Source organism: Ruegeria sp. A5 (assembly GCF_056543005.1).
In genome coordinates this window covers 538,340-564,684 of the sequence record NZ_JBQGAV010000001.1, presented here as the reverse complement: position 1 = coordinate 564,684, position 26,345 = coordinate 538,340, and the positions used below count along the sequence as shown (strand labels likewise).

Here is a 26,345-nt window from a genome sequence, read left to right as displayed (position 1 = left end):
GCGCCCTTTTTCAGCATTAGTTATCAAATATACCAGTATTAACTTTGTTTTTCGACTTTTTGTTTTTCGACTTTTTGTTTTTTGACTTTTTGTTTTTTGACTTTTTGTCTTTGGACTTTTTGTCCTTCGACTTTTTGTCTTTGGACTTTTTGTCCTTCGACTTTTTGTCTTTGGATTTTTTATCCTTCGACTTTTTGTCTTTGGACTTTTTGTCCTTCGACTTTTTGTCTTTGGACTTTTTGTCCTTCGACTTTTTGTCTTTGGATTTTTTATCCTTCGACTTTTTGTCTTTGGACTTTTTGTCCTTCGACTTTTTATCCTTCGACTTTTTGTCTTTGGACTTTTTGTCTTTGGACTTTTTATCCTTCGACTTTTTGTCTTTGGATTTCTTGTCATCAGGATCGTTGTCATTTCCGTTGTTGTTACCTCCCGGCGTCGACGAACCGGGGTTGTTGTCCGGAGAAGAATCACCGCTAGGGCCGGAACTTGAACTTTCCCGCTCAGATTCATCTGATGGACCGTCGCCTGATCTTTGGTCGGCGAAGCCGATGCTCGCAGTTGGCAAGTCAGTCAAAACAGCTGCAAATCTTGGGCAATCGAGAATTGTACGCTCCAGGATCGACTCGAAGTCGGCGCGCCGTTGGATGTAACGGAGCATGCTCGAAGAAACCACGTCGCACGCACAAAGAGTGTTCGACGAAACAGACTGTTTGGCCGTGCTCACTGTGCACGTACCAGCCGCCTGAACGGAATTTACGAAGGTGAAGGGTAAGATTGCGGAAGCAAAAGCAATCGATAACAGTTTGGATCTAATGCGCATCGCACACTCCTTAAACACTCGTTAACTAAACTGCCGTATACTCATACGGCGTCACACTTTGAACACAAAGTCCTCTTTCTATCGCCTGTTTTCAAGCAAACTTTCTGTTGGATTTCTGTGATCCAGCTCACTCAAACACGATTAATCCATAAGAAACAAAAAGAAGACCTGCTGTTGCACCAGGTCTTCTTTTTCTGTGTTGTTTCTAGCCTGACGCAAAAATGTCACGAATGTGGCAATGTTTCCAAAACGTGAACAAGTTCACAGCATTGATCAGGCTGATTTTGACATCCGTTTACGCTCGTGCGGATCCAGGTAACGTTTGCGAAGCCGGATCGCATTAGGTGTCACCTCGACCAGTTCATCGTCGTCGATATAGGCGATTGCCTCTTCAAGCGAGAACTGAATATGAGGGGTCAGCCTTACTGCGTCGTCCGATCCACTGGCACGCACGTTAGTTAGCTTTTTACCTTTCAGCGGATTCACTTCCAGATCGTTGTCTCGCGAATGTTCACCGATCACCATGCCCTGGTAGACATCGGTTTGCGGTCCAACAAACATGCGGCCACGCTCTTCCAAATTCCACAGCGCATAGGCGACCGCCTGACCGTTTTCCATCGAGATCAGAACACCCGCACGTCGACCAGGAATCTGCCCTTTATGGGCTGCCCAGCCGTGGAAGACCCGGTTCAAGACACCAGTTCCGCGTGTATCGGTCAGGAACTCTCCGTGATAGCCGATCAGGCCACGAGACGGCACGTGGGCGATGATCCGGGTCTTGCCTGCCCCTGCAGGGCGCATTTCAGCCAGTTCACCTTTGCGCGCACCCGTGATTTTCTCGATCACGGCGCCAGAATATTCATCATCCACATCGATCGTGACTTCTTCGATAGGTTCAAGGCGCTGGCCGTCCTCCTCGCGGAACAAAACCTGTGGGCGCGAGATGCTAAGCTCGAATCCTTCGCGACGCATGTTTTCGATCAGAACACCCATCTGCAATTCGCCGCGACCAGCAACCTCGAAGGCTTCGCCGCCGGGCGTGTCACTGATGCGGATGGCTACGTTCGATTCGGCTTCTTTCATCAGGCGATCACGAATGACCCGAGACTGAACCTTTTTGCCGTCACGACCGGCCAGCGGGGAATCGTTTATGCCGAAGGTCACTGTGATGGTTGGCGGATCGATAGGCTGGGCAGGCAGGGCCTCTTCGACTTGCGGGGCTACAAGGGAATCTGCCACGGTGGCTTTGCTCATACCCGCAATCGTGACAATGTCGCCTGCTTCAGCGACGTCAATGGGTTGTTGAGCTAATCCACGGAATGCAAGGATTTTCGACGCGCGGAAGCTTTCAATCTGGGTGCCATCTCGGCTGAGTGCCTTGAGGCTGTCACCCGCTTTCAGAGTTCCACTTTCCACACGACCGGTCAAAATACGACCGATGAATGGATCGCTGCCCAAAGTGGTGGCGAGCATCCTGAACGGTTCGTCCTTTTTCTCGATCTGCTTGGGGGCGGGGACGTGATCAACGATCAGATCGAACAGGGCGGTCAAGTCCTTGCGCGGACCGTCAAGCTCCATATCGGCCCAGCCGGACCGGCCCGAAGCATACATGGCCGGGAAGTCCAGCTGATCGTCATCGGCGCCCAAGTTGGCGAAAAGGTCGAAACATTCGTCCAGCGCGCGATCAGGCTCGGCATCGGGTTTGTCGACCTTGTTCAGCACGACAATCGGGCGCAGGCCCAAAGCCAGCGCCTTTGAGGTCACGAATTTGGTTTGCGGCATCGGGCCTTCGGCGGCATCGACCAGCAGTACAACGCCGTCGACCATGCTGAGAATACGTTCGACTTCCCCACCGAAATCAGCGTGGCCGGGGGTGTCGACGATGTTAATGCGGGTATCCTTCCACTCAACGCTGGTGGCTTTGGCCAGGATGGTAATGCCGCGTTCGCGTTCCAGGTCGTTGCTGTCCATGGCGCGTTCTGCCACGGCCTGGTTTTCCCGGAACGCGCCGGATTGTTTAAGCAGCTCATCCACCAGGGTCGTCTTGCCGTGGTCCACGTGAGCGATGATTGCGATGTTGCGCAGGTCCATGAGAGGTCAGCCTTTGAACGGGAAGTTGCCGCGCGCATAACGCGGCGCGACAAAATATACCAGCCCTAACCGGCGGTCAGTGGCCCGCTGTAGCTGAAAACAGGTGGATGATCAGAATGCCGCTCAAAATCATGCCCAAACCCAAGACTGCGGGCCAATCGAGTTTTTGGCCAAAAACCAGAAATCCAATCAGTGCGATCAGGGCAATACCAAGGCCCGACCAGATTGCATAGACAATGCCCACAGGCATGACCTTTAACGTGAGGGCCATAAGATAAAAGGCCGACCCATAGCCAACCACGACAAGAGCCGACGGCCAAAATCGCGTAAACTGATGGCTAGCCTGCAACGCAGTCGTGCCGATGGTTTCCGCGATAACAGCCAACATTAGGATTAGGTAGGTCTTTGGCACGAGCGATGCCTCTCTGAATTATCGCGAAAGGTTGAGCATACTTGCGATCATTTGGGCAAGGGGATTCAGATGCAGATGATCAAAACCCTAACTTTACCAAAGGTCAGGTAAACCCGACTATTCGGGCTTTTGCATATGTGCTAAACACTCGATTGTTTTTAGTGTGTTTTTAATGAGTTTGATAAGATGACGACTTTTGCAAAATCGGTCATTATCGCTTCGGTTTTGATTGTGGCGTTGGGGTGGCTTGCAGACGGGGGGTCCGTCGACATTGATGCAGCCCAGAATGTTGAGCGGTTCACAGGTTTTCCGGTTTAGGCGCCCACCGAGCGATATCCTTGAAAAGGAGCTTTCGGGCTCCTTTTCTTTTCTTCAGACGCTAAGCAATCTTTACTGCTTTTCGATCGCTTTCAGCTTGGATCGATGTTCAGACAGTCTTTTCACCACGAATTGACGCGCCTTGCGTTCCGCCAGCCTAACCCGGATTTCGGTCAAGAACGCTTCTTCCAGAGATTGCGAGGCTGCGCCGAGAACGTCTCCAACCTCCACAAAGAATCGATCCTCGCCCGTCTCGTCCATAACCTTCATCGTGTCCTCGGCCAATCTGGCGGCGAGGGTAGTGATGGTGTCGGACATCAGCGCGTATTCTCTGTCAGGCGGCGTTTCACGTAATCCGTCACATCTGTCATCAGCGTGTCCATGTGGCGGTCTTGGAAGAAGTGATCGGCACCTTCCACCTCATTATGGGTGATGGTGATACCCTTTTGTTCATGCAGCTTTCCGACCAGAGACGCAGTGTCTGCAGGTGGTGCCACACGGTCCGCCAATCCGTTGATGATCAAGCCAGAAGACGGGCAGGGTGCCAGGAACGAAAAGTCGTACATGTTTGCGGGCGGCGATACACTGATGAAGCCAGTGATCTCGGGGCGGCGCATCAGAAGCTGCATTCCGATCCATGCACCGAACGAGAACCCAGCGACCCAGCAATGCTTGGAGTTGTTGTTCATCGACTGAAGGTAATCCAGCGCTGATGCTGCATCGCTCAGCTCACCTACACCCTGGTCATACTCACCCTGGCTGCGACCAACGCCGCGAAAGTTAAAACGCAGAACCGTGAAGCCCATGTTGTAAAAGGCGTAATGCAGGTTATAGACCACCTTGTTGTTCATGGTCCCGCCAAATTGTGGATGCGGGTGAAGCACGATAGCGATCGGTGCGTCTTTTTCCTTTTGCGGGTGGTAGCGGCCTTCCAGGCGGCCTTCGGGTCCGGGAAAAATCACCTCGGGCATGTGTGCTTTGGTCCTGTTTTTTGACGCGTCGGCCCCGAGATTATCTTGACGGTAATCCTCAGGTACCTTAGAACGGTTCTAATTACATTGTGTCGCGTGAAAACGCTGTCAGTGGGAGATACGCACTGGCTCGGGCGACGTCAATGTTTTCGCGCAGTTCTTGCCTGAAGGAAACAAAATGAAGCTGTCGACCAAAGGCCGCTATGCGATGGTTGCGCTGGCGGATATCGCCCTTCAGTCCTCGGACAAACTTGTCACGTTGGGCGAGATTTCCGAACGTCAGGATATTTCACTACCGTATTTGGAGCAGCTTTTTGTGAAACTTCGCCGAGCTGATCTGGTCAGTTCAGTACGCGGACCGGGTGGGGGCTATCGCCTGGCGCGACCTGCCTCGGAAATCCGTGTGGTCGAGATACTGGCCGCGGTTGATGAGACGGTGGATGCGATGCACAAGGGGGCAGGTGCCTCGGGCGCGTCTTCGGGCAGCCGGGCGCAGTCACTGACCAATCGGTTGTGGGAAAGCCTGAGCGCGAATGTTTACGTATTCCTGCATCAAACGCGGCTGTCGGATGTAATTCGGAATGATCTTGCACCGTGTCCCGCTGTTCCTAGCTTGTTCGCAGTCGTGGACGATTGATCTGATGACGTTTTTCTGTGTTCCGTCAAAACCCATCTTGGAAAAGATACATCTATGAAACGGGTTTATCTCGACCATAACGCAACCGCCGCTCTGAGGCCCGAGGCCCGCGATGCAATGATCGCGGCGATGGATTTGGTGGGCAATCCGTCCTCGGTCCATGCCGAAGGGCGCGCCGCAAAAGCGGTGGTCGAGAAAGCGCGGGCTCAAATCGCAACAGCGTTTGGGGCCGATGGTGCCGACATCGTGTTTACTTCTGGTGCGACGGAGGCAGCGGCTTTGGCCATGGCGGGGCGCGATCTTCAAGGTGCAGCGATTGAGCATGACGCGGTAAGAGCTTGGATTAATGAGGTTCTGCCTGTCTCCCAAGGCGGTTACGTTGACGTGCCGGACGCTTCCCGATCCACGCTACAACTGGCCAATTCGGAAACTGGAATTGTTCAAACTTTGCCTGCCGGTCTTGCGGTCACCGACGCGACTCAGGCTTTTGGTAAGTTGCCGATAGCCTTCAACTGGCTGGGGGCTGAGATGGCGCTGATTTCAGCCCACAAACTTGGCGGGCCAAAAGGGATCGGGGCGTTGGTGATGAAACGCGGCACCAATCTTGCTGCGCAAATCAAGGGCGGCGGGCAGGAGATGGGGCGTCGCTCGGGTACAGAAAATGTCACTGGAATTGCGGGGTTCGGAGCAGCAGCTGAAGCCGCGTCCCGTGATTTAGCAAATGGCGTTTGGGAAAACGTTGCAGAACTTAGAAATATTCTAGAAAACGCTCTTGAGGCTGGTACGAAAGCTACTATTTTTGTCGGGAAAGTCCAGGAGCGACTCCCCAACACTCTGTGCTTCGCCACACCGGGATGGAAGGGCGAGACACAGGTCATGCAGATGGATTTGTCAGGCTTCGCGATCAGTGCGGGCTCGGCCTGCTCCAGCGGCAAGGTTCGTGCAAGCGCCGTACTGACGGCCATGGGATTTGATGAGATGACGGCCTCTAGCGCAATCCGCGTATCGCTGGGGCCAGAGACGGTAGAAGAAGATGTGCTGCGTTTCGCGGAAACGTGGCTTGAAAAAGAGAAAAAGCATCGCGCGCGGGCCGCGTGATCTGACGGAGGGTGAATTATGGCCGCTTTGGACCAGACCCAGGTGAAAGAGGGTGTCGATCAGGAAACCGTAGACGCGGTTCGCGAGGTCAGCACTTATAAATACGGCTGGGAAACTGATATCGAGATGGAGTATGCGCCAAAAGGCGTGAATCCCGATATCGTTCGTCTGATCTCGGACAAAAATGATGAACCTGAGTGGATGACCGAATGGCGTCTGGCCGCGTTCGAGCGCTGGACCCAGATGGAAGAGCCTAAATGGGCGATGGTGCACTACCCGCCGATCGACTTTCAGGACCAGTATTATTATGCCCGTCCGAAATCGATGGAAGATAAACCCAAATCTCTGGATGAGGTCGATCCCAAGCTTCTGGCGACATACGAAAAGCTGGGTATCCCTTTGAAAGAACAGATGATCCTGGCAGGTGTCGAGGGCGCTGAGAATGCTCCGGCAGAAGGCCGTAAGGTTGCTGTTGATGCAGTATTTGACTCGGTTTCGGTCGGGACGACTTTTCAGGAAGAGTTGAAGAAAGCTGGCGTTATTTTCTGCTCGATTTCCGAGGCGATCAAAGAGCATCCGGAACTGGTCAAGAAATACCTGGGGACGGTCGTACCGGTCTCGGACAATTTCTATGCCACGCTCAACTCGGCTGTATTCTCGGATGGTTCATTCGTCTACGTCCCGCCCGGCGTGCGCTGCCCGATGGAACTGAGCACATATTTCCGCATCAATGCAGAAAATACCGGCCAGTTTGAGCGCACGCTGATCATCGCCGACAAGGGCTCTTACGTCTCGTATCTGGAAGGCTGCACCGCGCCCCAGCGCGACACCGCTCAGTTGCACGCGGCGGTTGTCGAGATCATCGTCGAAGAAGATGCCGAGGTGAAATACTCGACCGTTCAGAACTGGTTCCCCGGAGATGAGAATGGCAAGGGCGGGATCTACAACTTCGTGACCAAGCGCGCCGATTGTCGGGGTGATCGCTCCAAGGTGATGTGGACGCAGGTCGAAACCGGCTCAGCCGTAACCTGGAAATACCCGTCCTGCATCCTGCGTGGCGACGATAGCCAGGGTGAGTTCTACTCGATCGCGATCACGAACAACATGCAGCAGGCCGACACCGGCACCAAGATGGTTCATCTGGGCAAGAACACCAAGTCGCGGATCGTATCGAAAGGGATCAGTGCCGGTAAGGCGCAGAACACCTATCGTGGTCTGGTGTCGATGCATCCAAAGGCCAAGGATAGCCGCAACTATACGCAGTGCGACAGCTTGCTTATTGGCGACAAATGCGGGGCGCATACGGTTCCGTATATCGAGGTGAAGAACAACTCATCTCGGGTCGAGCACGAGGCGACGACATCAAAAGTGGATGACGATCAGCTGTTCTATTGCCGTCAGCGTGGCATGGACGAGGAAGAAGCCGTGGCCTTGGTCGTCAACGGGTTCTGCAAGGACGTTCTGCAGGCGCTGCCGATGGAATTTGCGATGGAAGCGCAACAGCTTGTGGCAATCAGCCTTGAGGGATCAGTCGGCTGATGACACCAAAACCCCAACAGCGAATCCGAAAGGACGATGTCCTGACCGTGCTTGGCTATGCGTTGCCGGTGCTCGGCGGCCTGTTGGGGGTTGCTTACGTCAATACCAAGTACATGGATTTTATTAACCCGGTTTGGGCTGTGGGCGGAGGTGCTTTGCTTGGATGGATTATCGCCCGTGTGATCCGCAAGGCACTGGGATAGGAACACATCGGGGCCACGTTACGCCCCTTGCGAGATGCAAAAGGACAAAAAATGCTGGAAATCAACAACCTGCACGTCAAACTTGAGGAAGAAGACAAGCAAATTCTGAAAGGGGTCGACCTGACGGTCGAGCCTGGCAAAGTGCACGCGATCATGGGGCCCAATGGCTCGGGCAAATCGACGCTCAGCTACGTGTTGTCAGGCCGTGATGGCTATGAGGTGACCGAGGGCGGCGCGACCCTTGACGGCGAGGATCTGCTTGAGATGGAACCGGAAGAACGTGCAGCCGCAGGTGTGTTTCTGGCGTTCCAGTACCCGGTCGAGATTCCCGGTGTGGGCAACATGACCTTCCTGCGCACCGCCGTGAATGCGCAGCGCAAAGCACGTGGCGAGGAAGAGCTGTCGGCGACGGATTTTCTGAAAGAGGTTCGTGCCAAGGCCAAGGCGCTGAAAATCGACGCAGAAATGTTGAAGCGCCCGGTCAATGTGGGCTTTTCAGGCGGTGAGAAAAAGCGCAATGAAATCCTGCAAATGGCGATGCTTGAGCCGAAGATGTGTATCCTGGACGAAACGGACTCGGGCCTTGACGTAGACGCGATGAAGCTGGTGGCCGAGGGCGTGAACGCGTTGCGTGATGAGGGGCGCGGGTTCCTTGTTATCACGCACTATCAGCGGCTTCTCGATCACATCAAACCTGACGTGGTTCACATCATGGCGGATGGTCGTATCGTGAAATCCGGTGGTCCCGAACTGGCGCTGGAAGTTGAAAACAACGGCTATGCCGACATACTGGCTGAAGTGAACTGATGGCTTTGCCCCAAGCAAAACAGACAGCAACCGAGGAACGGCTGGCAGCGCTGACCATGCCGGATGCGGGATGCACACGCAAAGCGCGCGAAGCCGCAATTGCACGTGTACGCGCGATGGGTTTGCCCAGTCGTCGAGATGAATACTGGAAATATACCCGTCCAGACACTCTGGTCTCTGCGGAAGCTCCCAGTGCTGCTTTGTTCAAAACGGATGAACCGGCTCTGTTCCACGCGCTCGACCGGCTGAAGATCGTTTTCATTGATGGCGTATTCAGCCCGGAAGAGTCTGATGATCTGTCTCTGGAGGGTGTAACGATCGATCGGCTGGAAGATATCTGTTGCAAAGATATTCATTGGGCCAAAGAGTTATACGGCGTTCTTGAAGCAAAAGGCCAAAATCCAGTGGCGCGTCCCTTGGCGGCGCTGAACACAGCCCATGCATCAGATGGTGTTGCCATTCATGTTACCGGCAAGCCGAGCAAACCGATTAATTTGATCTATCGCCATGAATCTGAAACGTCGGACGCGATCTTGCATCATGTCGTTCGGGTTGAAAGCGGTGCCGAAGTCACGATCCTTGAAAACGGACCCGCAGCGTCGCGCTTCAACAAATGCATGGAGATCGATATCGCCGACAATGGCACACTGCATCACATCCGTGCGCAGGGCCGGGATCATCAACGTCGTGCGGCGACTCATATGTTCTCGCGGCTTGGTAAGGAATCCGTCTATAAATCCTTCACGCTGACCGTGAACGGAGTTTTGACGCGAAACGAGCAAGTCGTCGAACTGACGGGTGACGATGCGGTCGCGCACGTGGCGGGTGCGTGTGTTGGAGATGGTGATTTTCTCCATGATGACACGGTCTTTGTCACCCATGATGCGGTGAATTGCGAAAGCCGCCAAGTGTTCAAGAAGGTGCTTCGCAACGGGGCGACGGGTGTTTTTCAGGGCAAGATCTTGGTAAAGGAAGGCGCTCAGAAAACCGACGGTTACCAGATCAGCCAGTCGCTGCTTCTGGACGATGACAGTCAGTTCCTCGCAAAGCCGGAGCTCGAGATTTACGCCGATGACGTGGCGTGTTCGCACGGTTCAACCTCTGGCGCCATTGATGAAACGGCTTTATTCTACCTACGCTCGCGTGGAGTCCCGACGGCAGAGGCAACGGACATGTTGACACTGGCCTTCCTGGCTGAAGCCGTTGATGAAATCGAGGACGAGGATCTGGCAGCTGATATCGTGTCCCGATTGCAAGATTGGCTGGCACGCCGCCGCTGATGCCTGTCACAACTGATATCGTGGCCACGTATCGCGGACCGGGGCGTGTGGTGCGTCGGCTGCTTGATATGGGGCCGCGCGAAGACCGCGCATTGGCGTTTGTGATGGCGTTCTGTGTAATAGGCTTTATCGCACAATTGCCCGGACTTGCACGGAGGGCTCATCTGGAAGGGATAGAGCTGAACATGCTGATGGGCGGGGCCCTGTTGGGATCGGTCTTTATTCTGCCATTGTGCTTTTATCTTCTTGCTTGGCTCACCCATTTCATCGCGCGGATGATGGGGGGCGATGGCACCAGTTATGGCGCGCGGCTAGCCTTGTTCTGGGCGCTTCTCGCGTCAGCGCCTTTGGTGTTGCTGAATGGGCTTGTGTCCGGTTTCATCGGCCCCGGGTCAGCGCAAACACTTGTGGGGCTGTTATGGGTTGCGGTATTCCTCTGGTTCTGGTTGTCGGGCCTCAAGCAATCGCAAAAGGCTGCTAAATGAATTCCACCGCACTGCTCAACCTGGTCGTTCTGACCCTGTCCAATCCAGCCGAAGCCGCAAGACGATTGCTCGCGTTGCGGCTGGGTACGGAGGTACTATGGCTCGCCTTTTCTCTTGCGGTGATCCTGAACGCACTGGTCCAGTCTGCGTCCAGCTTCGTCCTGCCGCTTATCAGTCCGGATGTTCAGCAACTGGCTGAGCCACTATCGAGGACGCTTTTTGTTTCCGTTGCGGCAATCATGATCAGCGTCGTGACGTTCCTATTAGTGGGCCGCGTCCTGGGTGGAACGGGAACGTTCAATGACTTCATGACGCTGATTGTCTGGTTGCAAATCCTGCAAATTGCGGGGCAAGCAATTATTCTAGCGCTGGTTGCAGCGCTGCCGTTTCTATTCTTACCGGCCAGTCTGGCGATGCTGGGTCTTAGCCTTTACATCACCCTGCATTTTCTCAACGAGGCGCATCGATTTAATTCGTTGGGAAAGTCGTTTGTTGTGATCCTGATCTCTGGTCTTGTGGCCGTCCCGTTTGTTCTTTGGCTGATCCCCGCCGGGTCTGTATAGGGAAGTCCTGTCTATGTATGACGTACAAAAAATCCGCGCAGATTTTCCGATCCTGTCACGTCAGGTCAACGGAAAGCCGCTGACTTATCTAGACAATGGGGCCTCCGCGCAGAAACCCCAGGTAGTGATCGACGCGATCACGCAGGCCTATGCGCTCGAATATTCGAACGTGCATCGAGGGCTTCACTATCTGTCAAATCTCGCGACCGAGAAATATGAGGCCGTCCGTGGCACGGTTGCGCGGTTTCTGGGCGTATCAAACGAGAATGAGATTGTCCTGAATTCGGGTACGACCGAAGGAATCAATTTAGTCGCCTACGGTTGGGCAATGCCACGCCTGCAGGCGGGGGACGAGATTGTCCTCAGCGTGATGGAACATCACGCCAACATCGTACCGTGGCACTTCCTGCGCGAACGGCAGGGCGTGGTGCTGAAATGGGTCGATGTCGATGCGACCGGCCATCTTGACCCTCAGGCGGTAATCGACGCCATTGGCCCCAGGACAAAGCTGGTTGCGGTGACCCAATGCTCGAACGTGCTGGGCACTGTGGTTGATGTCAAAGCAATCACGCAAGGCGCCCACGCCAAAGGCGTTCCGGTTCTGGTGGATGGCAGCCAGGGCGCGGTTCATATGCCCGTCAATGTCGATGACATCGGATGTGACTTCTATGCCATCACGGGTCATAAACTGTACGGCCCATCCGGTTCTGGCGCTATTTTTATCAAATCGGACCGTATGGCTGAAATGCGCCCCTTTATTGGTGGCGGTGACATGATCAAAGAGGTTTCAAAAGATCAGGTGATCTACAACGATCCGCCAATGAAGTTCGAGGCCGGAACCCCTGGCATCGTGCAGACCATCGGGTTGGGTGTGGCGCTTGACTATATGATGGACCTTGGCATGGAGAGCATCGCATCGCATGAGGCCGGCTTGCGCGACTATGCAATGCAACGGTTGAATGGATTGAACTGGCTGCAGGTTCAAGGCACCACAGCGAACAAAGCCGCGATATTCAGCTTTACTTTGGATGGGGCAGGGCATGCCCATGATGTTTCAACCATTCTGGACAAAAAGGGTGTCGCCGTGCGCGCAGGCCACCACTGCGCCGGGCCGCTGATGGATCATTTAGGGGTCACTGCTACCTGTCGTGCCAGCTTTGGGCTTTATAACACGACGAATGAGGTCGACACTCTGATCGATGCGTTGGAGCTTGCCCACGATCTGTTTGCCTGATCGTACTGCGGATTTGCAGTTGCACCCGGATTGGAACGAGGGTAGCTAACGGCCAAGGCACCTGTAGCTCAGCTGGATAGAGCGCTGCCCTCCGAAGGCAGAGGCCAGAGGTTCGAATCCTCTCAGGTGCGCCATTTCACCCTTGCTAGTCGGCATATTACGCAGAACTGACGGTGCACGAACCTGTTTTTCCAGGCAAAACAAAACCCCCGCCAGAACTATCTGATGGGGGTTGTGCAACAGCGAAAGATGAAATGCTCGATTAGCCGCGCCACGAGCGGATGACACCGCAATCCATGTGAACGAAATTCGAACGATAGTACTGTCCAACGCCACCGGCACGGCAGGCCATCGCTGCTTTGCCCATTTGCGAGACCGAGCGTGATGACAGTCGCAGATCAGCAGCCTGACCCTTCATATGAAGCGAATTCTTGGCAACACCCCGCGAGCGGCGGCGCAGCATTGCGTTGGTTTGCGGTGAGCGGTAACCCGACAGCAGCATGTATGGCTCGCTGACATCCAGAAGGTTATGAGTGGCCGCCATAATGTCGACGGTCCTCAGGTCCACGGACTTGACTTGATCGCTGCGCCAGTCGCGCATGAAGTGGTTGACCTCTTTCACCGCGTCTTTGATGTATTTGCCATCAACCCAATAGACCATATCGATACGTTCACCGGTACGGCCGGAATACATGCGGATACGGCGAATATCACCTCCGCCGCGAAGGAAACCTGCTGCGTTGGAATATGTGGGAGCTGCAACAACTGCGGTTGCGGCGAATGCGCCCAATAGGGCACGCCGGGTCAGGCCCGAGGTACTGCTCTTGGTCATTTTTTGTTTCGTCCCGTACTGTTCCTGCCTGCACACGATGTTACGCGCGCCGTATTAATTTTTTCCCATCCCAGATGCGGGATTTATGGCACAGTAGGATTCAACAGCCAAGAAATCTTTGGTCGCAGTCAAATCAAGGGGGAAATTTCGGCAGTTTTTTGCGCAACTGATGCAAGTATGCTTGCTTTTGGCGCAGTTCGCGCGTCGGCGATGCAATCGCGCACCAGGGGTCAAAGAAGCGGTCTGGTGATGAATTTGTGAATAGACATCAGGCGCTCAGCAAAACATTATTTTCAGACGCCGCTTATAGGGCGTGACAAGTCATTGAAGAAACAGGGCCATCCTATGTCATTTGTTACCCGTGCTCGTTCAAGTGTTTTTATCGCCGCTTTCCTTGTGGCTTCGGCCTCAGTCGCGCAGGCGGGGACGGATGGCACAGCGTTTCAAATGGCCGTTGCGGAAAGTGTGTCCAACAGCCCCGCAATTGCTGAGTTTTATCGCACAAACGGGTTTGATCCGGTTTGGGTTGGCGATACGACCGAACATGCTGCACGACGCAAAGCTCTGATCGAAGCGCTTTCGACAACCGACCTGCATGGATTGCCTGGGGCACAATACGACGTCCAGACTTTGGTGACAAAGATGCAGGACGCGCGCAACACCCGTGATCTGGGCATGCTCGAGGCTGAGTTGACACGAGTTTTTGTTAAATATGCCAGCGACTTGCAGTCCGGTTCTGTATCGCCATCGCAAATCGATGCCGGCCTGGTGCGAGCTGTGGAAAAGCGCAGCGCCGCAGAGCATCTTGAACTGCTTGTTTCCAGCCAGGGTGATACGTATTTCAAGAACTTGATGCCGCAATCGCGTCAGTATCTTGCGTTGCTGAAACAGAAGAAGGCGCTGGAAGCGCTGATGACACAAGGTGGCTGGGGCGAGACCGTTCCTGTCTCCAAGCTTGAGCTTGGGGACACAGGGAACAGTGTCATCAGGCTGCGCAATCGACTTGTTGCGATGGGTTATCTGAAGCCTACTGCCAGCCCAAACTATGATGATGCGCTGTTTGCGGCGGTGCAATCCTTTCAGGCTGCTCATGGTCTTGAGGCGGACGGCGTAGCTGGCAAAGGCACGATTTCCGAGATCAATCGCCCAGTTTCAGATCGCTTGAAAGCTGTTTACGTTGCGCTTGAACGGGAGCGCTGGTTACCCAAAGACCGTGGTGAGCGGCATATTCTGGTGAATCTGGCCGATTTTTCTGCCAAGATCGTCGATGACGGGCAGGTCACGTTTGAGACTCGTGCCGTGATCGGCAAAAACACACATGATCGCCGTAGCCCAGAGTTCTCGGATGAGATGGAGCATATGGTGATCAACCCAAGTTGGTATGTGCCACGCTCGATCATCACGAAGGAATATCTGCCGCAATTACGGGCCAATCCAAATGCTGTCGGCCATATCCAGATCACCGACCGCCGTGGCCGTCAGGTAAATCGTGGAGCGGTTGACTTTACCCAGTTCACTGCGCGTAATTTCCCGTTTTCCATGCGTCAGCCCCCGAGCAAAAGCAACGCACTTGGGCTGGTGAAGTTCATGTTCCCTAATAAGTACAACATCTATCTGCATGATACGCCTCAGAAATCTCTGTTCGCACGCGAGGTTCGGGCATTCTCTCATGGATGCATCCGTTTGGCGCAACCGTTCGAGTTTGCCTATAAGCTGCTGGCCAAGCAGGAAGAGGATCCTAAGGCGTTTTTCCACCGCGTTCTGAACACGGGCAAAGAAACGAAGGTTGAACTGGATAAAAAAATTCCGGTGCATCTGATTTATCGCACGGCCTATATTGGCCCCAAAGGCGAGGTGCAGTATCGCCGCGACGTGTATGACCGGGATCGCAAAATCTGGGAAGCGCTGCAAAAGGCAGGGGTGGTCCTGCCGGACGTTCAAGGGTAATCACGAGGCAAATCCCGCCACGAGGACGCCCGACATGCAGTTTACCGTTCAACAAATCGCCGATTCCCTGGGGGTCGTCGCAGAAGGCCAGACTGGGCTGACCATCTTGCGGGCAGCCGAGCCGGGAGATGCCGGGCCAACCGATCTGGCCATGGCGATGTCGCCAAAATATGCTGAAGCCTTGGAGACCGGTACAGCACGGGCCGCGGTTTTGTGGGATGGCGCGGACTGGAAAGCACTGGGGCTTGAGGCCGCCATTTTTGTGCAACGCCCCCGCATGGCGATGGCAGGGATCACCGCGATGCTGGATCGCGGGCAGGGGATTGCGCCGGGAATTCATCCATCGGCTGTCATTGATGAAACCGCCGAGATCGGGGTAGACGTATCGGTCGGCCCGCTTGCTGTTATCGGTGCGCGCGCGCGCGTCGGCGCGGGTTCGGTTATCGGCGCGCATTGCGTGATCGGTATGGATGCGTCGCTTGGTGAAAACGCTCTGCTGCGCGAAATGGTCAGCATAGGTGCGCGGGCTCAAATCGGTGATCGCTTTATCGCGCAGCCGGGTGCCCGTATCGGCGGGGACGGTTTCAGCTATGTCACACCAGAAGTCTCGGGTGCCGAAAATGCGCGGAAAACTCTGGGTGATCAGGGGGATGCAAAGGCGCAAAGCTGGTTGCGCATCCATTCGCTGGGTGCGGTCGAGATTGGCGATGACGTCGAGGTCGGCTCGAACTGCACTGTCGACAACGGGACCATACGCAATACTGTAATCGGTAGTGGATCGAAACTGGATAATCTTGTCCACGTGGGACACAACACCCGAGTCGGGCAGGATTGTTTGTTATGTGGGCAAACCGGCGTTTCTGGTTCGGTCGAGATTGGTAATAACGTAGTACTGGGTGGTCAGACTGGTGTTGTCGATAATATTTTCATCGGTGATGGCGTGATTGCCGGTGGCGGCACCAAGATTCTGTCAAATGTTCCTGCTGGTCGCGTGATCATGGGCTACCCGGGCATTAAAATGGAAAGCCATACCGAGATATATAAAGCCCAACGTCGTCTGCCCCGATTGTCGCGCGACGTCGAGGCGTTGAAAAAGGCTGTTTTCAAACAGCCTTCAAGTGATTAAATCATCCCCAAGGCGAAAATCAGGGGATCGAGATGAGCATCAGCGACCGCGTCATAGCAATCATTGCCGAACAGGCCGTGCTTGAGCCTTCGGATGTGACGCCCGACAGTACGCTCGAAGAATTGGGCATCGATAGCCTGGGTCTTGTTGAGAGTATCTTTGCCATCGAGGAAGAGTTCGATATCACCGTGCCCTTCAACGCAAACGAGCCCACATCCGGCGATTTCGACATTTCGAATGTGACAGCGATCATTGCGGGTATCGAAAAACTCGTGTCTGAAAAGGTCTGACCGCTGGTATGAAACGCGTCGTCATTACGGGTGCTGGCACCATTAACGCGTTGGGCCATTCCGTCCCCGACACTCTGGAAGCCATGCGCGAGGGTCGTTGTGGTATCTCCGAGCTTGAGTTTCGTGATGTGGATCGCCTGTCGATCAAGATCGGCGGTCAAGTCCGGGGTTTTGAGGCCGAGGGCCGTTTCAACCGCCAACAGATGACGCTGTATGATCGGTTCACGCAGTTCACGTTAACCGCCGCCAAAGAAGCGATCGATCAATCCGGTATCGTATTCTCGGGTGACACAGCCGCGCGGTCGGGGGTGGTGCTGGGAACGGCCGGTGGTGGCGTCTCCACCTGGGATGACAACTACCGCTCGGTTTACGAGGATGGTAAAAATCGCGTGCATCCTTTTGTCGTGCCCAAGCTGATGAACAACGCGGCGGCCAGCCACGTTTCGATGGAGCACAACCTCAAAGGCCCTAGCTTTACAGTATCAACAGCGTGTGCGTCTTCGAACCATGCGATGGCGCAGGCATTTCAGATGGTGCGCAGCGGGGCAGCGCCCGCAATGGTGACCGGTGGCTCGGAGTCAATGCTGTGCTTTGGGGGCGTCAAGGCATGGGAAGGGCTTCGCGTCATGTCAAAAGATGCCTGTCGGCCCTTTAGCGCAAACCGAAACGGGATGGTGCAAGGCGAAGGTGCGGGTGTTTTTGTGTTCGAAGAATACGAACACGCGCGCGCGCGCGGAGCAGATATCCTGTGCGAGGTCGTGGGATTCGCCATGTCCTCGGACGCGGCCGACATAGTTATGCCCAGCAAACAAGGGGCAGCACGGGCCATGGCCGGGGCGTTATCGGATGCACGGCTGAATGCATGCGATGTGGGTTACATAAATGCCCATGGGACCGGCACGGCTGCAAATGACAAAACCGAATGCGCAGCCGTTGCTGGTGTGTTTGGTCCGCACGCCGACGATCTGATGATTTCGTCAACAAAGTCCATGCACGGTCACTTGATCGGCGGTACCGGGGCAGTTGAGCTATTAGCCTGTATCATGGCCCTGCGCGACGGGGTGATCGCCCCGACCATTGGCTATGAAGAGCCCGACCCCGAATGCGCGCTGGATGTGGTGCCAAACGAGTCGCGTGAGGCGAAAGTTAATGTCGCCCTTAGCAATGCTTTCGCCTTTGGTGGGCTGAACGCCGTTCTTGCGTTGAAGCGTATATGAAGAAGCCGCCGTGTAATCACGGCGGCTTTCTTATTCGATGCTTTTGCGGGGCTTAGTTTATGGAAACGTTCAGTCCGTCAAAGCCTGCTGTGAAGCCAGACAAAGACATGTCCATATTCAGAACCTGATCTGGCAGGCGCGCAGGAACCAGCGACAGCACTGCCTTTTGGCCTGATTTCATCGCGTCGATATCACCCTGTGTCAAACCCAGTTGCGCCACACAGCCAACCGGAATGCAGTGGTGATAATTGTAAAGCTTGCGCGGTGCCCCATCGATCGACATAGCCAATTGCGCCTGCAGCAGGGTTTCGAGCGGTACTACAACATTCGCCCAAGCAACAGCGGCACCGCCTTCGGGCAGTTTTCCGATCGAAACTTCAGCAATCGGATCACCCTGTTGGTTATTCAGGATCTGAACCATCGCGCAGGGATCGTCTTCGCCTTCGGTTTTGATGCAGGAAATATTCCATTCACCCGTTTGTTCTTTGACGTATTGCTCGCCAACACGGGGACCAGATTCACCCAGATCCAGATCGCTGCCAACTTCGGCTTCAGGTTGCTGTGTGGTTTCCTGCGCAAATGCTGTTCCGCACAACAGTGCTGCGGCCGCCACATTAAAAGGGACAAGTTTCCTGATCATGAATGCCTCATCTAACTGATCCAGTTTTTTGTTTCCTCTATCACCGCAATTCAGTGGTGTCAGGGTAAATCCGAATTCCAGACCGTGAATTGATCGTTTTTTGCCGAAATGCGTGGGAAACACCGCGATCTGCAACGAAAAAGGGAGCCGGTGGAGCGGCTCCCTTCCTGAATATTTTCTCCCCGTCGGACTGGCCGACTTAGTTATGCGCAGACGTTACGAAAGGGGAACCCGTTGGTCAACTCCTAACCCTAAAAAACTATTCTTGCGTCTTTCGGTTTTCGTAGAAATTAAAAAAAAAAGCCGTGCCCAAAGGCACGGCCAGTCGACAGGGAGGAAGTTTGCCCCCGCAGCCAAGCCACGAGAAGCAACATTTACTCTCGCAGCGAAAGGTTAACTTTGTATGCTTGCAGCAGATCGGTAGAATTCGGGACAGATTTTCAATGGACAACAAGATCTTCGTAGGCGGTGGTGGCGACGGCTATTCAGTGGCACAGGGGCTGTCGCTGAAATATGCGAACCGCCATGGCCTGATTGCTGGTGCGACCGGTACGGGCAAAACGGTTACGCTGCAAATTCTGGCTGAAGGCTTCTCACAGGCGGGGGTTCCAGTGTTTCTGGCCGATGTGAAAGGTGACTTGTCTGGGCTGGCGCTGCCTGGAAGCGAAACCCACAAATTACACCAGGCTTTTTTGGATCGGGCCGAGAAGATCGGGTTCGGCACATTCTCTTACGCCGCGTGTCCAGTCACGTTCTGGGATCTGTTTGGCGAGCAGGGGCATCCGGTCCGAACCACAGTGACAGAGATGGGCCCACTGCTACTATCGCGACTGATGGAGCTGAGCGAGGCGCAGGAAGGCATTCTGAACATCGCCTTTCGGGTCGCAGACGAAGAAGGCATGCCGCTGCTTGACCTGAAAGACCTGCAGGCATTGCTGGTCTGGATAGGCGAGAAACGTGCCCAACTATCGCTGCGCTATGGCAATGTCTCGACATCTTCGATCGGTGCTATTCAACGCCGCTTGCTGGTTCTGGAAAATCAGGGCGGTACCAATCTGTTTGGCGAGCCTGCGTTGGACCTGGCCGACCTGATGCGGACAGATGCGAACGGGCAAGGGATGGTGAACATTCTGGCCTCTGACAAGCTGATGGGCTCTCCGCGTCTGTACGCGACTTTCCTGTTGTGGCTGCTTAGCGAATTGTTTGAAGAACTGCCCGAAGTGGGGGACCCTGAAAAACCGAAACTGGTGTTCTTCTTTGATGAAGCGCACTTGCTGTTCGAGGACGCCCCCAAAGTGCTGGTGGACAAGGTCGAGCAGGTGGCGCGCCTGATCCGATCAAAGGGCGTTGGCGTTTATTTCATCTCGCAGAATCCGGCGGACATCCCGGAAGATATTCTGGGTCAGCTGGGCAACCGGGTCCAACATGCGCTGCGGGCCTTCACAGCGCGCGACCGCAAGAATCTGCGACTTGCTGCTGAGACCTATCGTGAAAACCCAGCTTTCGATACTGAGACCGCAATCCGAGAGGTGGGCGTGGGCGAGGCCGTGACGTCGATGCTGCAAAAGAAGGGTGTACCGGGCGTGGTCGAGCGCACTTTGATCCGGCCACCGGGCTCCCAACTTGGTCCGATTACCAAAGCTGAGCGTCAGTCGGTGATCAAAGCTTCGCCGATGGATGCAAAATACGGCAAGCGTATCGACCGCAAATCGGCGTTTGAGATTCTGCAGGCGCGCGCGGATGCCGCTGCGAATGCGGCGGAACAGGCGGAATCCGACGAAGTTCTGGAACAGCAGAGCCCGGCAGAACGCGAATACGCCTCGGCCCGAAGGTATTCGGGCAACCGCGTTGGGCGATCGTCATCTCGTCTTTCGCGCAAAAAGGATACCTTCGCCACGGCCATGAGCGAGGCCGTGATCAAAGAGCTGAAAGGAACAACTGGCCGCCGCATCGTCAGGGGCATACTGGGCGGCTTGTTCCGCAATCGATAGAATCCGGAGCGCAGCGCGCGCCGAACCAGTCGCGCGCCCATATTGTTATCGATTAAGCCGGCGCAGGCCTTCCTGTCTGCAATAATTATCCGCCTCGGGCACCGACATTTTGGTGGCCGGAAAATCGATTGCGCGGTCCCAGGTGACGCGGTCCTGGCGGTAAAGCTGACAGGTCACAACTCCTTTGGGCGTCTGGACCTTGACCGGGGTGGTCTCCAACTGTTCGGGTGAGGGAATACACGCTGATAGCGTTGCCATCAGCGGGATCCCGATTGCGAAAACTCTGAGTGGTTTAATCATTGCGACTACGGTGCTCTCATCTTGGTTAACTGTCAGATCGTTACAACTCCGCACCAAACAAACATGGTATGGGGCACAGCGCGATGTGGTGGATCACGATACACCGATTTAGAGCGTTCTGACTCGCCGCACAATAAAACGCACCGATTAACGGTGCGTTAGGGGAATTTCGCAAGAAATTTTGCTTATTTCTCGGGGATCAGCCCTCTTGGACTGAATCTGAGAACAATCAAAAGAATCAGCCCCATGGTGAACAGGCGCATATGTGCGGCGCTATCTATCAGATGCGTCTTAAGTGCGCTGCCGTCAGGCATGCCTGAGGTTATCAGGTTCATCAGCCACAGGCCCATGGGTTCAACCTGAACCCACAGGAACCAGATCAGGAACGCTCCCAGTACGGCTCCGAAATTGTTGCCCGACCCGCCGACGATCACCATGACCCAGACAAGGAAGGTAAAGCGAAGCGGGTTGTAAGTGCCCGGCGTCAGCTGCCCGTCCAAAGTGGTCATCATCGCACCGGCGATGCCGCAGATGGCTGAGCCCAGAACAAAGATCTGTAGATGGCGGCGGGTGACATCCTTGCCCATCGCCTCGGCGGCAACCTCGTTGTCGCGGATGGCGCGCATCATGCGGCCCCAAGGGCTTTTCAACGCCATCTGAGCCATCCACAGCAGCACCAGTAGCACGATCAGGAACAGCAAAGAGTAGCCCAGCTTGACGGAAAGCGTCGAGGCAGTAACCGGATCCAGCCCGAACCACTCGGCCCTTGCAAGGAAAGTTGGGTCTTGCTGCAATTCAACTTCGTAGCCAACCACCGGTGAGGGGCGTGGAATGCCGTAGACGTTCTTGACCCCACGTGCCAGCCAGTCCTCGTTTTTCATGACGGCGATGATGATCTCGGCGATACCAAGTGTGGCAATTGCCAAATAGTCCGAGCGCAGGCCCAGCGCCGTTTTTCCGATCAGCCATGCTGCGCCCGCCGCCAAAAGTCCCCCGGCAGGCCAAGCGAATAGGACAGGAAGGTTCAAACCGCCGATATTACCTGCGACAGCAGGATCAATCGCTTCGATCGCAGCTACGTTGGGATCAAAAATTGCGCGGTAAACAAAAAAACCTACGACCAGAATACCGATGATTGCAAAGGTTTGTGGGCGTCCCTTGGGCATTTTTTGGGCCACCATCACAGCTGCAACCACGGTTGCCGCGCCCATCAAAAGCGACAGGATGACGCCATATCCTCCACCAGACCAGGCGCCGGGGGTTGGGGGTGTCGAGACCAGCACAACCGCCAGCCCGCCCAGCGCTACAAAGCCCATGACACCAACGTTGAAGAGGCCAGCAAAGCCCCATTGCAGGTTGACGCCAATCGACATGATGGCCGAGATCAAGCCCATGTTCAGGATCAGGATTGCGGCGTTCCAGCTTTGGGTGAATCCGGTCAACAGGATGAGTGCGCCGACGACCACAAAAAGCAGCGTGTTTTTGACTGGCTCGCTCATATCACTTTTCCTTTGAACAAGCCGGTTGGCTTAAACAGAAGTACGATCAGCAAAATGGCAAAGCTGACAGCGAATTTGTAATCGGTGGACAGGAACTGCACCAAACCTGACGGCTCCAGATTTTCAGGTGCCAGATAGGTGAGCACTTTCTTCCACGCGTAGGTGATCGTCACCTCAGAAAACGCGATGATGAAACCGCCCGCGATAGCTCCCAGAGGGTTTCCGAGGCCACCCACGATAGCCGAGGCAAAGATCGGCAGCAAAAGCTGGAAATAGACAAATGGCTTGAAGCTTTTGTCGAGGCCGTAAAGCACGCCCGCAGTGGTCGCCAGCGCGGCAACGATGATCCATGTGATCATCACCACGCGCTCGGGGTTGATACCGGACAGCAACGCAAGATCCTCATTGTCAGAATAGGCCCGCATTGATTTGCCGGTGCGCGTTTTGTTCAGGAACCAGAACAACAGCGCCACGGCGACAACCGCGACGATCACCGTGATGCCCTGGGAGGTCTTGATTGCCAGCCCTTCACGCAGCCCAGTCATCGCCTTGAAATCTCGCGCCGAGACGATGAAACGCGCTCCGTCTGAGAACCTCTGGTCATCCGGACCGATGATGAAACGAACCAGCCCGTTCATGATGAACATCACGCCCATCGAGACGATCACCAGAATGACAGGCTTGGCCTTCTGTTCCCGATAGAAGCGATAGACCAACCGGTCGGTGATCAGCACCAGAACGATACAGCCCAGAATGGCAAAGGGCAGGGCGAGCAGAGCCGTTGGCAACGGCCCGAAACTGACGCCTGCGGCTTGCAGGCCCCAAGTGACCAGCACCGCGATCATCGCGCCAAAGGCCATCGTATCGCCATGGGCAAAGTTCGAAAACCGCAGGATGCCGTAGATCAGCGTCACCCCCAAAGCGCCCAGCGCCAACTGACTGCCATAGGCGATTGCGGGAACAAGAACGAAGTTGGAGAGCGCCACAAGGGCGTTGAGGAAGTCCATTAGTTCGTTACCTCATTTTCCAAGTTCGTACGTCTTTTCGACCTGATTTCAGAGTGATCAAACACGAGAGTAGCTGTCACTGGCGTCATCCCCCCAAGAAACTCTTGCGAACTTCTGGATCGGCCAGCAGTTCCTTGCCCGTGCCGGTATAGGCATTGCGCCCCTGAACCAGCACATATCCCTTGTCGGCGATCTCGAGCGCCTGACGGGCGTTTTGCTCGACCATCAAGATCGGCAGCCCGGTTCGGGAAACCTCGATGATCCGGTCAAACAGCTCATCCATTACGATGGGTGAGACACCCGCGGTGGGTTCGTCCAGCATCAGCACCTTGGGCTGGGTCATCAGCGCGCGGCCCACGGCAACCTGTTGGCGTTGGCCGCCTGACAGCTCTCCGGCGGCCTGATTGCGTTTGTCGCGGAGAATGGGGAAGAGGTCATAGACCTGCTCCATCGTATCCGAGAAATCGTCACGACGGATGAAGGCGCCCATCTCAAGGTTCTCTTCCACCGTCATCGACGTAAAAATGTTCGAGGTCTGCGGGACAAAGCCCATGCCGCGTACCACGCGGTCTTGCGGGCTGAGATTTGTGATATCTTCGCCATCCAGCCGCACAGACCCTTGGCGTACGTCCAGCATGCCAAACACAGCCTTCATTGCGGTGGATTTGCCCGCGCCGTTGGGGCCGACGATCACCGCGATCTCGCCCTTATCAACGGCGATGGTGCAGTCATGCAGGATGTCCGGCCCTTTGCCATAGCCACCAGTCATGGTGTCGCCAATCAGGAAAGGACCGCCCTCGACCCGATGCGTTTCACCGCTTTTGCGATGTGCTGGAGTCATGGTGCCGACACCATGCGTATTGGTGATCGAAGCGTCCTTGTTGCCCTTGTCGTCCTGGTAGGGGTTGTCGCTCATGCGCCCGCCTCCAGCTTGTCTTTGTTCTTCAGGCCGGTGCCCAGATAAGCTTCGATCACGTGCTCATTGGCCTTGATCTCGTCCAGAGTACCTTCGGCAAGCACCTTGCCCTCGGCCATGCAAATGACCGGGTCGCAAATCTTGCCGATGAAATCCATGTCGTGCTCGATAACGACGAAGGTATAGCCGCGTTCCTTGTTCAGGCGCAGGATCGTGTCGGCGATGGTCATCAGGAGGGTGCGGTTCACACCAGCGCCGACCTCGTCCAAAAACACGATCTTGGCATCGACCATCATGGTTCGGCCAAGTTCCAGCAGCTTCTTCTGACCGCCCGAGACCTGACCGGCCTTGTGATCGGCCAGATGTTCGATTGTCAGGAATTCCAGCACCTCATCGGCTTTCGCCCTAAGTGCGCGTTCCTCATCCGCGATACGCTTACGCCCGAACCATGTGTTCCACAGCGATTCCCCGGATTGTGCGCCGGGCACCATCATCAGGTTTTCACGGCAGCTCATCGACGAAAACTCATGCGCGATCTGGAAGGTGCGCAGCAGGCCCTTATGAAACAGCTCGTGCGGGGGCAGGCCAGTGATATCCTCACCGTCCATGTGTACCTTACCGCTGGTCGGTGGAAGTACGCCCGCGATCACGTTGAATAGCGTGGTTTTTCCGGCCCCGTTCGGTCCGATCAGACCGGTGATCGAGCCCTTTTGGATTTCCAGCGATGCCCCGTCCACCGCATGAAACCCGCCGAAATGCTTGTGCACGTCATCGACGACGATCATCTTTTCCCCTAGCCGCCGTTTTCGGCGTTTTTACCATCCCCGTTAACCGGAGTGCGGCCTTTTTTCATTGAAACAGCCCGGGCACAAGGGCCGGGCTGCTTGTTTTTATGACTTTTAACCTTGGATCAACGGAAGTTGACGGTCTTGTTTTCGCCGTCGGTCACCTCGATCTCGCGATAGGAACCTGCGCTTTCGCCAGGGCCGATCAGCTCAACGCCCGATGCGCCGACATAATCGATGTCCTGACCGGCAGCCAACAGCTCCAGACCTTTAGCCAGTTCTCCGGGGAAGATTTGCTCACCCGGAGCATTGGCGACATCCATGATTTTCGCGCCGTATTCAGCGGGGTTGGTCGAACCTGCGGCCTGCATCGCCAGCATGAACAGCGCGGCGGCGTCATAGCTTTCCGGCGAGTAGGGCGACGAACCGTCAAAGCCCGCAGCTTCAGCCATGGCAAAGTACTTCTCGGCACCTTCACCGCCCGAGCCAGCGATCTGACCGAACGAGCCGTTCAGGTCGGGACCAACGTTTGTCGGCAGCGAGTCACCGATCATGCCGCCGGGCAGACCGAATGTATCAAACGCGCCGCTGTCCAGCGCCGACTGGATGATGCCCAGACCACCCTGATCCAGATAGCCGGCAACGACCAGAATATCGCCACCGGCCGAGGCCAGCGCGCCCACTTCAGCCGAGTAGTCGGCTTTGCCGTCTTCGTGCGCGGCAACGATGGTCACCTCGCCACCCGATGCCTCGAACGAGGACTGGATCGCATCCGCCAGACCCTTGCCATAGTCGTTGTTGGTGTAGGTCAGCGCGATCGAGCTGATGCCACGATCGTTCAGGATGTCAGCCATCACCTGACCTTCACGCGCATCCGACGGGGCGGTGCGGAAGAACAGGCCGTTGTCTTCCATGGTCGACAGACCCGGAGACGTGGCCGACGGCGAGATCATGACCATGCCGTTCGGGATCGCGACGTTCTGCAGGATCGCGCCAGTGACGCCCGAGCAGTCGCCGCCGATGATACCGGCGACGCCATCGGCGATCATACGTTCGCCGTTCGATGTGGCCAGACCATTGTCGATACAGCCGGTGTCGGCGCGGGTTCCGGTGACGGATGCTCCGTCCAGCAGCTTGCCCGATTCGGTGACTTCGGCCATCGCCAACTCGGCACCCGAACCCATGGCCGGGGCCAGCGATTCAATCGGGCCGGTAAAGCCAAACAGAACACCCAGCTTTACATCGTCGGCCATCGCGGTGCCCGCCAGCAGAGCGATTGCTGCAGTAGCTGTAAGCAGCTTTTTCATTAAGTTACTCCCTATTTATCGTTTGAACGT

Annotated in this window: 28 protein-coding genes and 1 tRNA gene; 16 read left to right on the top strand and 13 right to left on the bottom strand. The window is 55.4% G+C overall.

Annotation, left to right across the window (positions count from 1 at the left end; genetic code table 11):
* Nucleotides 1–16: 16 nt before the first annotated feature.
* The 3 genes from ACR0AY_RS02885 to ACR0AY_RS02875 form a co-directional block, all read right to left on the bottom strand.
* Complete coding sequence (locus ACR0AY_RS02885; protein WP_170509804.1) at nucleotides 17–820, bottom strand: hypothetical protein; 804 nt, start codon at nucleotides 818–820, stop codon at nucleotides 17–19.
* Nucleotides 821–1,093: 273 nt separating this feature from the next.
* Nucleotides 1,094–2,911 carry a translational GTPase TypA gene (gene typA, locus ACR0AY_RS02880; protein WP_170421712.1) on the bottom strand — a complete coding sequence of 606 codons (1,818 nt, stop codon included), beginning with the start codon at nucleotides 2,909–2,911 and terminating at the stop codon, nucleotides 1,094–1,096.
* 76 nt (nucleotides 2,912–2,987) lie between these two features.
* Nucleotides 2,988–3,323, bottom strand: coding sequence for a DMT family transporter (locus tag ACR0AY_RS02875; protein ID WP_480453698.1), 336 nt, complete (start codon nucleotides 3,321–3,323; stop codon nucleotides 2,988–2,990).
* A 186-nt stretch (nucleotides 3,324–3,509) separates the two neighbouring features.
* On the opposite strand from ACR0AY_RS02875, the gene ACR0AY_RS02870 reads away from it, so the two are divergent.
* Nucleotides 3,510–3,641, top strand: coding sequence for a hypothetical protein (locus tag ACR0AY_RS02870; RefSeq protein WP_255612097.1), 132 nt, complete (start codon nucleotides 3,510–3,512; stop codon nucleotides 3,639–3,641).
* Nucleotides 3,642–3,713: 72 nt separating this feature from the next.
* On the opposite strand, the gene ACR0AY_RS02865 is transcribed toward ACR0AY_RS02870, so the two are convergent.
* Together ACR0AY_RS02865 and ACR0AY_RS02860 are read right to left on the bottom strand one after the other, a co-directional pair.
* Nucleotides 3,714–3,959 carry a hypothetical protein gene (locus ACR0AY_RS02865; RefSeq protein ID WP_170393030.1) on the bottom strand — a complete coding sequence of 82 codons (246 nt, stop codon included), beginning with the start codon at nucleotides 3,957–3,959 and terminating at the stop codon, nucleotides 3,714–3,716.
* A complete protein-coding gene (locus tag ACR0AY_RS02860; protein WP_008758207.1) occupies nucleotides 3,959–4,612 on the bottom strand; it encodes an alpha/beta hydrolase in 654 nt (217 codons plus the stop codon). Before ACR0AY_RS02860 ends, ACR0AY_RS02865 begins: the two co-directional genes overlap by 1 nt.
* Before the next feature lie 178 nt (nucleotides 4,613–4,790).
* Here ACR0AY_RS02860 and iscR point away from each other — a divergent pair, with 178 nt between their 5' ends.
* The 10 genes from iscR to ACR0AY_RS02810 all read left to right on the top strand — a co-directional run bounded on the left by iscR (nucleotide 4,791) and on the right by ACR0AY_RS02810 (nucleotide 12,592).
* A complete protein-coding gene (gene iscR, locus ACR0AY_RS02855; RefSeq protein WP_170393031.1) occupies nucleotides 4,791–5,249 on the top strand; it encodes a Fe-S cluster assembly transcriptional regulator IscR in 459 nt (152 codons plus the stop codon).
* A gap of 54 nt (nucleotides 5,250–5,303) precedes the next feature.
* A complete protein-coding gene (locus tag ACR0AY_RS02850) occupies nucleotides 5,304–6,347 on the top strand; it encodes an aminotransferase class V-fold PLP-dependent enzyme (RefSeq protein WP_170509807.1) in 1,044 nt (347 codons plus the stop codon).
* 18 nt (nucleotides 6,348–6,365) lie between these two features.
* On the top strand, nucleotides 6,366–7,886 hold the full coding sequence (sufB, locus tag ACR0AY_RS02845) for a Fe-S cluster assembly protein SufB (RefSeq protein WP_170393033.1): 1,521 nt from the start codon (nucleotides 6,366–6,368) through the stop codon (nucleotides 7,884–7,886).
* Nucleotides 7,886–8,089, top strand: a complete 204-nt coding sequence (locus ACR0AY_RS02840; RefSeq protein ID WP_480453696.1) for a hypothetical protein — start codon at nucleotides 7,886–7,888, stop codon at nucleotides 8,087–8,089. The genes sufB and ACR0AY_RS02840 overlap by 1 nt, the downstream gene beginning before the upstream one ends.
* A gap of 51 nt (nucleotides 8,090–8,140) precedes the next feature.
* Nucleotides 8,141–8,896, top strand: a complete 756-nt coding sequence (gene sufC, locus ACR0AY_RS02835; RefSeq protein ID WP_170393035.1) for a Fe-S cluster assembly ATPase SufC — start codon at nucleotides 8,141–8,143, stop codon at nucleotides 8,894–8,896.
* Entirely contained in the window at nucleotides 8,896–10,176 is a 1,281-nt protein-coding gene (sufD, locus tag ACR0AY_RS02830) for a Fe-S cluster assembly protein SufD (protein WP_170646081.1), read from the top strand. Before sufC ends, sufD begins: the two co-directional genes overlap by 1 nt.
* The gene (locus ACR0AY_RS02825) at nucleotides 10,176–10,661 is read left to right on the top strand and encodes a YIP1 family protein (RefSeq protein WP_170509815.1); all 486 of its coding nucleotides are present in this window, start codon (nucleotides 10,176–10,178) and stop codon (nucleotides 10,659–10,661) included. Before sufD ends, ACR0AY_RS02825 begins: the two co-directional genes overlap by 1 nt.
* Nucleotides 10,658–11,224, top strand: coding sequence for a Yip1 family protein (locus ACR0AY_RS02820; protein WP_170509816.1), 567 nt, complete (start codon nucleotides 10,658–10,660; stop codon nucleotides 11,222–11,224). The genes ACR0AY_RS02825 and ACR0AY_RS02820 overlap by 4 nt, the downstream gene beginning before the upstream one ends.
* A gap of 13 nt (nucleotides 11,225–11,237) precedes the next feature.
* Nucleotides 11,238–12,458: a cysteine desulfurase gene (locus tag ACR0AY_RS02815; protein ID WP_170509818.1), complete on the top strand. Its 1,221-nt coding sequence runs from the start codon at nucleotides 11,238–11,240 to the stop codon at nucleotides 12,456–12,458.
* Nucleotides 12,459–12,515: 57 nt separating this feature from the next.
* A tRNA-Arg gene (locus tag ACR0AY_RS02810) sits at nucleotides 12,516–12,592 on the top strand.
* 128 nt (nucleotides 12,593–12,720) lie between these two features.
* On the opposite strand, the gene mepK is transcribed toward ACR0AY_RS02810, so the two are convergent.
* On the bottom strand, nucleotides 12,721–13,290 hold the full coding sequence (gene mepK, locus ACR0AY_RS02805) for a peptidoglycan L,D-endopeptidase MepK (protein WP_170509840.1): 570 nt from the start codon (nucleotides 13,288–13,290) through the stop codon (nucleotides 12,721–12,723).
* Between the two features lie 345 nt (nucleotides 13,291–13,635).
* Here mepK and ACR0AY_RS02800 point away from each other — a divergent pair, with 345 nt between their 5' ends.
* Genes ACR0AY_RS02800 through ACR0AY_RS02785 form a run of 4 tightly spaced genes read left to right on the top strand, consistent with a single transcriptional unit; the run spans nucleotide 13,636 to nucleotide 17,870 of the window.
* Entirely contained in the window at nucleotides 13,636–15,237 is a 1,602-nt protein-coding gene (locus ACR0AY_RS02800) for a L,D-transpeptidase scaffold domain-containing protein (RefSeq protein ID WP_170509843.1), read from the top strand.
* 34 nt (nucleotides 15,238–15,271) lie between these two features.
* On the top strand, nucleotides 15,272–16,363 hold the full coding sequence (lpxD, locus tag ACR0AY_RS02795; RefSeq protein ID WP_170393042.1) for a UDP-3-O-(3-hydroxymyristoyl)glucosamine N-acyltransferase: 1,092 nt from the start codon (nucleotides 15,272–15,274) through the stop codon (nucleotides 16,361–16,363).
* A 32-nt stretch (nucleotides 16,364–16,395) separates the two neighbouring features.
* Nucleotides 16,396–16,653 (top strand): acyl carrier protein, encoded by a 258-nt coding sequence (locus tag ACR0AY_RS02790; protein ID WP_170393043.1) that lies wholly within the window; start codon nucleotides 16,396–16,398, stop codon nucleotides 16,651–16,653.
* Nucleotides 16,654–16,661: 8 nt separating this feature from the next.
* Complete coding sequence (locus tag ACR0AY_RS02785; protein ID WP_170509846.1) at nucleotides 16,662–17,870, top strand: beta-ketoacyl-[acyl-carrier-protein] synthase family protein; 1,209 nt, start codon at nucleotides 16,662–16,664, stop codon at nucleotides 17,868–17,870.
* 52 nt (nucleotides 17,871–17,922) lie between these two features.
* Here ACR0AY_RS02785 and ACR0AY_RS02780 read toward each other — a convergent pair whose 3' ends face one another.
* Entirely contained in the window at nucleotides 17,923–18,510 is a 588-nt protein-coding gene (locus ACR0AY_RS02780; RefSeq protein ID WP_170509849.1) for an invasion associated locus B family protein, read from the bottom strand.
* A 443-nt stretch (nucleotides 18,511–18,953) separates the two neighbouring features.
* Between ACR0AY_RS02780 and ACR0AY_RS02775 the strand changes: the two genes are divergently transcribed.
* Complete coding sequence (locus ACR0AY_RS02775; RefSeq protein WP_170509852.1) at nucleotides 18,954–20,501, top strand: helicase HerA-like domain-containing protein; 1,548 nt, start codon at nucleotides 18,954–18,956, stop codon at nucleotides 20,499–20,501.
* 45 nt (nucleotides 20,502–20,546) lie between these two features.
* On the opposite strand, the gene ACR0AY_RS02770 is transcribed toward ACR0AY_RS02775, so the two are convergent.
* From ACR0AY_RS02770 to ACR0AY_RS02745, 6 genes are all read right to left on the bottom strand, one after another.
* Entirely contained in the window at nucleotides 20,547–20,759 is a 213-nt protein-coding gene (locus ACR0AY_RS02770) for a hypothetical protein (protein ID WP_480438555.1), read from the bottom strand.
* A gap of 227 nt (nucleotides 20,760–20,986) precedes the next feature.
* On the bottom strand, nucleotides 20,987–22,300 hold the full coding sequence (locus ACR0AY_RS02765) for a branched-chain amino acid ABC transporter permease (protein WP_170509854.1): 1,314 nt from the start codon (nucleotides 22,298–22,300) through the stop codon (nucleotides 20,987–20,989).
* Nucleotides 22,297–23,307, bottom strand: coding sequence for a branched-chain amino acid ABC transporter permease (locus ACR0AY_RS02760; RefSeq protein WP_170393049.1), 1,011 nt, complete (start codon nucleotides 23,305–23,307; stop codon nucleotides 22,297–22,299). Before ACR0AY_RS02760 ends, ACR0AY_RS02765 begins: the two co-directional genes overlap by 4 nt.
* Nucleotides 23,308–23,392: 85 nt before the next feature.
* Complete coding sequence (locus ACR0AY_RS02755) at nucleotides 23,393–24,223, bottom strand: ABC transporter ATP-binding protein (RefSeq protein ID WP_170509856.1); 831 nt, start codon at nucleotides 24,221–24,223, stop codon at nucleotides 23,393–23,395.
* A complete protein-coding gene (locus ACR0AY_RS02750; protein WP_170393051.1) occupies nucleotides 24,220–25,008 on the bottom strand; it encodes an ABC transporter ATP-binding protein in 789 nt (262 codons plus the stop codon). Before ACR0AY_RS02750 ends, ACR0AY_RS02755 begins: the two co-directional genes overlap by 4 nt.
* 125 nt (nucleotides 25,009–25,133) lie before the next feature.
* Entirely contained in the window at nucleotides 25,134–26,315 is a 1,182-nt protein-coding gene (locus ACR0AY_RS02745) for an ABC transporter substrate-binding protein (RefSeq protein WP_170509860.1), read from the bottom strand.
* Nucleotides 26,316–26,345: the final 30 nt, after the last annotated feature.